At 69.7% G+C, this 10,409-nt stretch carries 2 protein-coding genes; both read left to right on the top strand.

All coding sequences use genetic code 11. The features are described 5' to 3' along the window. Positions 1 to 22 precede the first annotated feature (22 nt). On the top strand, positions 23 to 5,224 hold the full coding sequence (locus NM961_RS23460) for an SDR family NAD(P)-dependent oxidoreductase (protein ID WP_255916860.1): 5,202 nt from the start codon (positions 23 to 25) through the stop codon (positions 5,222 to 5,224). Beyond that, the coding region (locus tag NM961_RS23455) for an SDR family NAD(P)-dependent oxidoreductase (RefSeq protein WP_255916859.1) at positions 5,217 to 10,409 on the top strand (5,193 nt) is incomplete at its 3' end. The genes NM961_RS23460 and NM961_RS23455, both read left to right, overlap by 8 nt.

Here is a 10,409-nt window from a genome sequence, read left to right as displayed (position 1 = left end):
CGGTGCGCTGGCGGTACTGGACGTGGACCTGTGCGATGACGCGGGTCGGGTGCAGGTGCAACTGAGCGGGTTTACGGCGCGGGTGTTGGCCGAGCCGGTGATGGCCGCGGCGCCGGGCACGGCATCGGCGGAAGCGGAAGTGACGCTGCAGCAGCCGCAGTGGGTGGCGGCGGAGGCGGGTTGTGCGGCGGCGGTGCGCGGATCCGACAGTGCAGGTGTGGATTCGTCGGCCTCGACGGCGGCACGTCGTCAGGTACTGATCGTGGGTGCGACAGCCGCGCAGGCCGCGGCCGTGTCGGCGGAACTGGGCGCTACGGCGTGCGACGTCGTGGCGCTGGACGGTGATGCGGCGCTGGATGGCGCCGCCACCGAAGCGTTTGAAGCGCTGGCGCTGGCGGTGTTCGCGGCGGCGCAGGCGGCCGTGCGTGCGCGCGAAGCGGTGCGGCTGCAAGTCGTGCTGACCGGTACCGCGGCACCTGCATTGGCGCTGGGCGTGGCGGGCTTGCTGCGCACGGTGCAGGAAGAACACGCACAGGTGCGCGGTCAGGTGATCGAAGTGGCGTCGCGGGAACCGGCCGAGGTGGCCGCGGCGCTACAGGATGCGGCGGCACGTGACGCGGTGGAATTGCGCTGGGCGGACGGTGCCGTGCAGCAGCGTGTCCTGCGCGATCTGCCGACTACCCCGGCTCTGCCGGCGGCAACGCCGTGGAAAACCGGCGGCGTGTATCTGATTACCGGCGGTGCCGGTGGCCTGGGCCGCTTGCTCGCGCAGGAAATCGCGCAGCGGGCCGAAGGCGTGACGCTGGTACTGGCGGGCCGCTCGGCGCTGGATGCGGCGGCGCAAGCGGCGCTGAACGCGGCGATTCCCGCGGCGACGGTGCGCTACCACGCGGTCGATGTCGGCGATGCGGCGGCCGTGCAGGCACTGGTGACCGCGGTGATCGCCGAACACGGTGCGCTGCACGGCGTGATCCACGCGGCCGGTGTGGTCAAGGACAGCTTCGTGCTGAAGAAGACCGCGGCGGAATGGCGCCAGGTACTGCGGCCCAAGGTCGCCGGTGTCGAGGCGCTGGATGCGGCGACGGCCCCGGTCGACCTGGATCTGTTCGTGGTGTTCTCGTCGCTGTCGGCGCTGGGCAATGCGGGCCAGGCCGACTACGCCGCGGCCAATGGTTACCTGGACGGCTTCGCGCAGCAGCGCCAGCAGCGCGTGGCGCGCGGCGAACGGTGGGGCCGTACGGTGTCGGTGAACTGGCCGTACTGGGCCGACGGCGGCATGCGCATCGATGCGGCGACGCAGACCTTGCTCAAAGACCGGCACGGTTCGCTGGCGCTGTCGACGGCCCAGGGTTGGGCGGCGCTGTACCAGGCGCTGGCCAGCGGTGCCGCGCAGGTGCTGGTGCGGGCGGCGGTGAAGGGCTGGCAGGGAGTTGCTGCGCAATCGGCGCGCACTAATGTCAATGTGACTAATGCGGCAAGTGGCATCCTATCCGTGTCCGCACCCGCGGCCACTTCCGCAGCGGCGTCCGCGCCGGTCTCGTCGGAAGCCACCCGCACCGCTTCCATCACCGACTGGACCCTGGGCCGCCTGTACGACGAAGTGGCGGCCCTGCTCAAAGTCTCGCGCAGCGATCTCGATGCCGATGCGGAGTTCAGCGAATACGGCTTCGATTCGATCAGCCTGACTGCCTTGGCCAACCGCCTCAACAGCGAGTTCGGCCTGAGCCTGATGCCGACGGTGTTCTTTGAACAGCCCAGCCTGCGCAGTCTGGCCCAGCACCTGGCCCGGATCGACGACGGGCGCTGGGCGCAGCGCTGGGTCGCGGCGCCGGATACTGCGGCAGCGGCGCCGGCCGGCACGGCGGCAGACGTCGCAAGTGCGACGGCATCCGCTCCGGCGGGAGCGGCCGCATCACCGGCTGCGCCGGCGCGTGTTGAAATTTCACCGTTGCCTGCAACGGCAACGAATCCGGCCGCACGCCGCCGCGGCCGCTGGCTGCCCGGCGATGCCGCGTCTGCGCCGGCCGCATCCGCCGGACCGGACGCGCTGCGCGCCGCCGGGCGTGAACCCATTGCCATTGTCGGCATGAGCGGCCGCTTCCCGCAGGCGGACGATCTGGCGGCGTTCTGGCAGAACCTGATTTCCGGCCGCGACAGCATCGAAGAAATTCCGTCCTCGCGCTGGGACTGGCAGGCGATCTACGGCGACGCACAGGCGCAGGCCAACCGCAGCCAGTCCAAATGGGGCGGTTTCATCGCCGGCGTGGACGAGTTCGATTCGCTGTTCTTCGGCATCTCGCCGCGCGAGGCGCTGCTGATGGATCCGCAGCAGCGCCTGCTGCTGCAGCATGCCTGGGCGGCGATCGAGGACGCCGGCCATGCGCCGGGCAGTCTGTCGGGCACGGCGACCGGCGTGTTCATCGGTACCGGCAGCAGCGGGTATTCCGAACTGGTCGCCCAGGCCGATCTCGCCATCGAAGGCTATTCCTCGACCGGCGTGGTGCCGTCGGTCGGCCCCAATCGGCTGAGTTATTTCCTGAACCTGCATGGCCCCAGCGAGCCGATAGAGACGGCGTGTTCGTCGGCGCTGGTCGCCGTGCATCGCGCCGTGCAGGCGATTCGCGCGGGCCAGTGCGAACAGGCTCTGGTCGGCGGCGTCAACACGCTGCTGACCCCGACCCTGCATATCAGCTTCAGCAAGGCCGGCATGCTGAGCGAGGACGGCCGCTGCAAGACCTTCTCGGCGCAGGCCAATGGTTATGTGCGCGGCGAAGGCGTGGGCGTGCTGCTGCTCAAGCGGCTGAGCGCGGCGCAGGCTGATGGCGACCGCATCTACGCGGTGATCCGCGGCAGCGCGGAAAACCACGGCGGCCGCGCCAATTCGCTGACGGCGCCCAATCCGCGCGCGCAGGCGGATTTGCTGCGCCAGGCCTACCGCGACGCGGGCATCGACGTACGCACGGTGGGCTATATCGAAGCCCACGGCACGGGCACGCCGCTGGGCGATCCCATCGAGATCAACGCGCTCAAGAGCGCATTTGCCTCGCTGTACCTGGACAGCGGCAGCGCCGCGGTCGAGTCGGCGCACTGTGCGCTGGGTTCGGTCAAGACGAATATCGGCCACCTGGAACTGGCGGCCGGCGCGGCCGGCCTGATCAAGGTGCTGCTGCAGTTGCAGCACGGCCAGCTGGCGCCGAGTCTGCATTGTGCCGAGATAAATCCGTACATCGAACTGGACGGCACGCCGTTCCGGCTGGTGCGCGAGGCACAGCCCTGGCCGGTGCTGCACGATGCCCGGGGCCAGGCGCTGCCGCGGCGCGCCGGCGTCAGCTCGTTCGGCTTCGGCGGGGTGAACGCGCATGTGGTGCTGGAGGAATACCGCGATACCCGTGTGGCCGCGGCAGGCGGCGTGACGCTGTTGGTGCTGTCGGCGCGCACGCCGGAGCGGCTGCAAGCCCAGGCGCAGCAGCTGCTGCGCGAGCTGCGTTCGGGCCGCCACGACGACGCGGCCCTGGCGGATATCGCCTACACCTTGCAGGTGGGCCGCGATGCGATGGAAGAACGCCTGGGGCTGATCGCGACCAGCCTGGCGGAAGCGATCGGCCAGCTGTCGGCCTGGTGCGACCACGGCGAAGCGGCCGGCGTGCACCACGGCCAGGTCAAGCGCAACAAGGACGTGCTCGGCATCCTCGACGAGGAAATCGACGCTGCCGTGACGGCCTGGGCGGCCAAGGGCAAGTTCGGCAAGGTGCTGGAGCTGTGGGTGAAAGGCCTGCCGGTGCGCTGGAGCGGATTGCCGGGCCTGGCCCGGGGACGCCGCATCAGCCTGCCGACGTATGCGTTCGCACCGGAGCGGCATTGGGTCGCGGTGCGCGGCGAACACGTGCTGCAGACGGGTCGCGGCGCCGCCGGAACGCAACTGCACCCGCTGCTGCATACGAATACATCGGACCTCAGCGAGCAGCGCTACACCACACAGCTGCGCCGCGACGAACGGGTGCTGGCCGATCATGTGATCGGCGATCACGCCGTGCTGCCCGGAGCGGCCTGCCTCGAAATGGCACGTGCCGCGGTCGTGCTTGCGCTGGGCGAATCCGATGACGCGGTGGTGCGCCTGAGCGATGTGGTCTGGCTGCGGCCGCTGCTGGTGGAGTCGGCGCGCAATGTACACACGGCCGTGCAGGCCGATGACGACGGCCGGCTCGCCTTCAGGCTGTATACGGCCGACGCCGGCGGCGAAGCGCTGGTGCATTGCCAGGGCTATGCGGACATCGTCGCGGATCCCGCCCCGGCGGCACTGGCCGTGACATCGCTCGCGAATGCCTGTCCCACGCATTGGGATGCGGCGCACTGCTACGCGCGCTATGCGGCACAGGGCATGCACTACGGGCCGGCCTACCGCGGCGTAATCCGTATCCAGGCCGGCGATGCACAGGCGCTGGGCCGGCTGGAGCTGCCCGCAGCGGCGCAACGCGACGGGTATCGCCTGCATCCCAGCCTGCTTGATGCGGCGCTGCAATCGCTGATCGCGCTGGCCGGCAGCGAGTCGGATCGCCCGCTGCTGCCGTTTGCGCTGGACAGCCTGTGCGTCTGGGCGGCCAGCCCGGCACAGTCCTGGGTCTGGCTGCGCGCACATCCGGCTCATGCCGGCGTGCAGCGTTTCGATCTGGAGCTGTGCGACGACGAGGGCCGGATATGGGCCAGTCTCCGCGGATTCGCCGCGCGCCGGCTGCAGCAGTCCCTGGCGCAGTCCGGGCCTGGCGAAGCGGTGGTCTCGCTGTATCGCGCGCAGTGGAACCCGCTGATGCAGTCCGCCGTGCCGTTTGCCGCGGCCGAGGCCGATCGCGTCGTGCTGCTCTGCGGCGCGGAAGCCGCGCAGGCGCAGGCGTTGCAGAACCTGCTGGGGCAGGCACGCTGCCAGGCGTTGCCGGGAGAGGGCGGCGTGGCCGAGCGTTTCGCGGGCTACGCGGCAATGGTGCTCGCGACATTGCAGGGCATCGTCGCGGCGCAGCCGCTGCGGCCCGTGCTGCTGCAGGTTGTGGTGGAAGAAAACGATCCCGGTGGTCTGGGCCTGGGCGGCTTGCTGAAAACGGCGCGCCTGGAAAACCCGCGAATCCTGGGACAGCTGGTGGCGGTGCCGGAGAAGCCCAGCGCAGCGGAACTGCTGGCGCGGCTCGACGATGCGGCCGCTGCATCTATGCTTGAAGAGGTGCGTTATGCGTGAGCGTTGGACGCGAGGCTGGCAGGAACTGCCCGCGCAGGCGGCGGCGAAGCCGTGGAAGGCCGGTGGCGTGTACTGGATCACCGGCGGCGTCGGCGGCCTGGGCCTGCTGTTTGCGCAGGAAATCGTGCAGCAGGACGCCAGCGCACGCCTGCTGCTGAGCGGCCGCTCGGTGCTGACGCCGGCACAGGAACAGGCCCTGGCCACCTTGCGCGAGACCGGCGCCCAGGTCGACTACGAGCGCGTGGACATCACCGACCGCGCCGCCGTGGACGCAGCACTTGCCGCGCTGCTCGCGCGCCACGGCGCGCTGCACGGCATCCTGCACAGCGCGGGCGTAGTGCGGGACAACTTCCTGCTGCGCAAATCGGAGCAGGAACTGCAGGCCGTGCTCGCGCCCAAGGTCGGCGGCCTGGTGAATCTCGACGAGGCCAGCGCCGGCCTCGCGCTGGATTTCTTCGTGGTGTTTTCCTCCCTGTCGGGCGCCCTGGGCAATGCCGGACAGGCCGATTACGCGGCAGCCAACGCCTTCATGGATGCTTACGCTGCGCATCGCAACACGCTGGTTCGCCGCGGCGAACGCCAGGGCAGGACGGTTTCGATCAACTGGCCGCTGTGGGCCGATGGCGGCATGCAGGTGGACGTGGCGACGCGCTCGGCCCTGCAGGAGCGCTTCGGACTGAGCCCGTTGCAGACCGAGGCCGGCTTTGCCGCGTTCTACCAGGCGCTGGCATCCGGCGAGGATCAAGTGCTGGTGTGGTCGGGCAATGACGGCCGCGTGCATCCGGCGCTGGCGCCGCCGCAGGCGGCGGCACCCGCGGAAGAACCCGCCGTCACAGCAGCGTCTGCGGAATCCGGCGCAGAGCTGTCCGAGGACGCTGCTGTCGCCTATTTCAAGCGCCTGCTTGCGGCCACGCTGAAATTGTCGCCGCAGCGCCTGGACGCGGACGTGGCGCTGGAAACCTACGGCATCGATTCGCTGCTGGTGACGCAGCTGACGGCGGAACTCGAACGCAGTTTCGGCCCCTTGTCCAAGACGCTGTTCTTCGAATACCAGACCCTGCGCGCGCTGGCCGCGCATTTCGTCAAGGCCCATGCGCCGCAACTGCGCGCCGCGATGGGTATTGCGAAGCCCGCACCCGTGCCGGCCGCAGCGGCGTCCAGCGTGTCCGCGCCCCCTCAGGCGCGGCGCCCGGCGCTGCGCGCCGGCCGGCCGCGCAGCGATGCAGCGCCGGCGCCGGTGGCCGGCGAAACCCCCATCGCAATCATTGGTCTGGCCGGCCGCTATCCCCAGTCGCCGGATCTGGATGCGTTCTGGCGCAACCTGCGCGACGGCAAGGACTGCATCAGCGAAATTCCGGCGGCGCGCTGGGATCACGCACCGTATTCCGAAGCCGATGTCGCCGCCGCCGGCAAGGCCTACTGCCGCTGGGGCGGGTTCCTCGATGGCGTCGATGAATTCGACCCGCAGTTTTTCAACATCGCGCCGCGCGAGGCCGTATTCCTGGACCCGCAGGAACGCCTGTTCCTGCAGTGCGCCTATGCGACGCTGGAGGACGCCGGCTATACGCGGCTCGCGCTGAAGCAGGCGACCGCCGGCAATGTCGGCGTCTACGTCGGCGTGATGTACGAGGAATATCCCTTCTTCGGCGTGCAGGCTCAGCAGCAGGGGCAGGCGGTCGCGCTGTCCGGCAGTCCGGCCTCGATCGCCAACCGCGTGTCGTATTTCTGCGACTTCCACGGTCCCAGCATGGCCGTGGACAGCATGTGCTCGTCCTCGCTGACGGCGATTCATCTCGCCTGCGAGAGCCTGCGCCGCGGCGAGTGCGACTACGCGCTGGCGGGCGGCGTGAATGTTTCCATCCACCCGAACAAATACCTGCTGCTGCAGCAGGGGCAGTTTTCCTCGACCACCGGCCGCTGCGAAAGCTTCGGCCGCGGCGGCGACGGCTACGTGCCGGGCGAGGGCGTGGGGGCGGTGCTGCTCAAGCCCTTGGCCCAGGCCATTGCCGACGGTGACCAGATCCATGGCGTGATCCGCGCCAGCGCGGTCAATCATGGCGGCAAGACCAACGGCTATACCGTGCCCAATCCGCACGCGCAGAGCGGCGTCATCCGCCGTGCGCTGCAGCGCGCCGGGGTCGAGCCGGCCTGGATCAGCTACGTGGAAGCCCATGGCACCGGCACCTCGCTCGGCGACCCCATCGAGATCACCGGCCTGAACCGGGCCTTCGGCGCGGAGACGCTGCCGCCGCAGTCCTGCCTGATTGGCTCCGTAAAATCCAATATTGGACATTGCGAAAGTGCGGCGGGCATCGCCGGCCTGAGCAAGGTGCTGCTGCAGCTGCGTCACGGTCAGGTTGCGCCGTCGCTGCATTCGGATGTACTCAATCCGAACATCGATTTCGCGGCGTCCCCGTTCCGCGTCGTGCAGGAGCTGACACCGTGGCAGCGGCCGTGGATAGACGGGCGCGAACTGGAACGCATTGCCGGCCTTTCCTCGTTCGGCGCCGGCGGTTCCAACGCGCACCTGATCATTGCCGAGCACCGCGGCGTGCCGGCAGCCGATCCGGCGTCCGGCCCGTTCCTGTTTCCGCTGTCGGCACGCAGCGCGGAACAGTTGCGCACGCGCGCGCGCCAGCTGGTCGAGCTGCTGCGGACGCAGGGCGATACCGCGGCGGATCCCGCCGACATCGCCTACACCCTGCAACTGGGCCGGGAGGCCATGGGCGAGCGGCTGGCCATCGTTGCCGCCGACCGCGCCGATCTGCTGGAGAAACTGGAACGCTATCTCGCCGGCCAGGCCGAGCAGAACGAAAACTGCTACCTGGGCAACGTGAAGGCGGGCCGCGATGCGGTGGCGGCCTTCGCCCGCGGCGAGGAATTTGCGGAAACAGTGGAGAAGTGGATTGCGCGCGGCCGCCTCGAACGGTTGGCCGAGGTCTGGGTACAGGGCGTGGAACTGGATTGGCGCCGCCTGCACGGCGCGGCCCGCCGCCGCCGTGTCACGCTGCCGACCTATCCCTTCGCCCGCGAGCGCTACTGGGTGACGCTGGACGGCAGCCTGCCGGCCGTCTTGCCGGCGCCGCGGGTTCGCGAGGTGTCGCCGGCTGCGCCGGCGCAAGCCGGCGAGGCCGATCATGCACTGATGACTTTCGAGGAAGTCTGGCGGGCCGGCGCCGTGCAGGCCGCCGGCCGCGCACCGGCCGACGTGCTGTGCGTCGTTTCGCAAGGGGCCTCGTGCGATGAGGTGCGGCGCAGTCTCGCGGTGCTGTCGCCGGAAACCCAGGTGCACTGTCTGGTCCTGCCGCCGCCCGCTGCCAGCGCTGCGGCAGCGCAGGAGTGGACGGCGGCGCTGCGCGAACTGCGCGCGCAGCGCCGGCGTTTCGATACGTTGCTCTATCTGGTCCCGGTCGATGCATCGGCCGCGACGCTGGACACTGCTGCTGTCGTCGCGCTGCTGCAGGGGCTTGCCGCGGCCGATCTGCATTGCGAGCGCCTGCTGCTCGCGGCGCCTTACGCGGATGCGCTGCAGCGCTGCGAAGCCGATGCCTGGCTGGGCTTCGCCCGCTCGCTGCCGCGCGCCTGGCCCGGCGCGCAATTGGGCGTGATCGGAAAGCACGAAGCCGATGAACAGGCAGATACCTCCGTGCGCCTGCACGGCTGGGTCGACCTGCTCTGGCAGGAGGCGTGTCACGCCGCGTGCGAAAGTGCCCTGTACGAAGACGGTGTGCGCAAGCTGCCGCAGTTGCAGCCGTGCGAGCTTCCGGCTGCGGCGGTGCCGCTGCGCCAGGGCGGCAATTACCTGATTACCGGCGGTGCGGGCGGCCTGGGACTGGTGTTTGCCGGACATCTGGCGCGCAACTACGGCGCGCATCTGGTGCTGGTCGGCCGCTCGGCGCTGGATGCGGCCAAACAGGCGCGCCTGGATGCACTGCGCCGGCACGCGGCCAGCGTTACCTATCTGTCTGCCGACGCGAACGATGCCGCGGCACTGCGCGACGCGCTTGCGCGCGCGCAGATCGGACCGCTGCATGGCGTGATCCACGCCGCCGGCGTGTTCGGCGGCGCAACCGGCGTGCAGCAGAAACCGCTGGCCGAGTTCGAGGCCGTGCTCGCCGCCAAGGTCGGCGGTACCCAGGCGCTGGATCAGGCGCTGGACGGCCAGACGCCGGATTTCATCTGCTATTTCTCGTCGTCCTCGGCGGTGCTCGGCGATTTCGGTTCCTGCGATTACGCGATCGGCAACCGCTACCAGTCAGCCTATGCCGGCTACCGGCAGGCGCGCGATGAGCGCACCAAGGCCATCGCGATCCAATGGCCGCTGTGGCAGGACGGTGGCATGGGCGCCGGCGACGACGCGGCCTCGCAGCTGTATCTGCGTTCCAGCGGACAGAGTGCATTGCAGGCGGACGAAGGCGCGGCCCTGTTCGAGCAACTGCTGGGTTTCGCCGGCAGCCAGTGCCTGGTCATGCGCGGCGAGGCTGCGCGGGTGCAGCGTTACCTCGGCCTTGCCGCGGGTCCTGCACAAGCATCGGCAGCGGGCAGCGGCAAGCCGTCGCCCGCGGTGGCGCGCCGGGCGGAGCTGCGTGGACTGCCGCTGGCCGAGTGTGTGATGTGGGATCTCAAGTCCGTGGTCGGCGACATCCTCAAGCTGGACCGGATGCGCCTGGACGAGCAGGAAAACCTGGCCGATTTCGGTTTCGACTCGGTTTCCCTCGCGGAGCTGGCGGCGAGGCTCACGGCGCACTTCGATCTGAACATCAGCCCTTCGGTGTTTTTCAGCTATCCGACGCTGGCCAAGCTGGCCGCGCATCTGCTTGCGGCGAACCGGCCGGCGCTGGAGACCCTGTACGGCGATGATGCCGACCTGCCGGCGCAGCCGTCGCTACGCCGTGCCGTTGCGGCGCGCAGCGCACGCAGTGCCAGTCTTGCGGCGCCGGTGCCTGCTGCCTCATCGGCTGCCGAACCGATCGCGCTGATCGGCCTGAGCGGCCGTTTCCCGGGTGCACGGGATGTGGCGGAATTTTGGCAGGTGCTGGCAGATGGCCGCGATGTGGTGACACCGATGCCGGCGGCGCGTTATGCGTGGTCGGGGGCCTCGCGCGACGGCGAAGGGTGTTGGCTGGGTGTGCTGCCGGGTGTGGCGGAGTTCGATCCGCTGTTCTTCGAGATCTCGCCGCGGGAA

The organism is Tahibacter harae (assembly GCF_024437735.1).
GTDB lineage: Bacteria > Pseudomonadota > Gammaproteobacteria > Xanthomonadales > Rhodanobacteraceae > Tahibacter > Tahibacter harae.
Note: the sequence above shows the minus strand (reverse complement) of the source record. Positions and strands in the feature narration are given on the sequence as shown.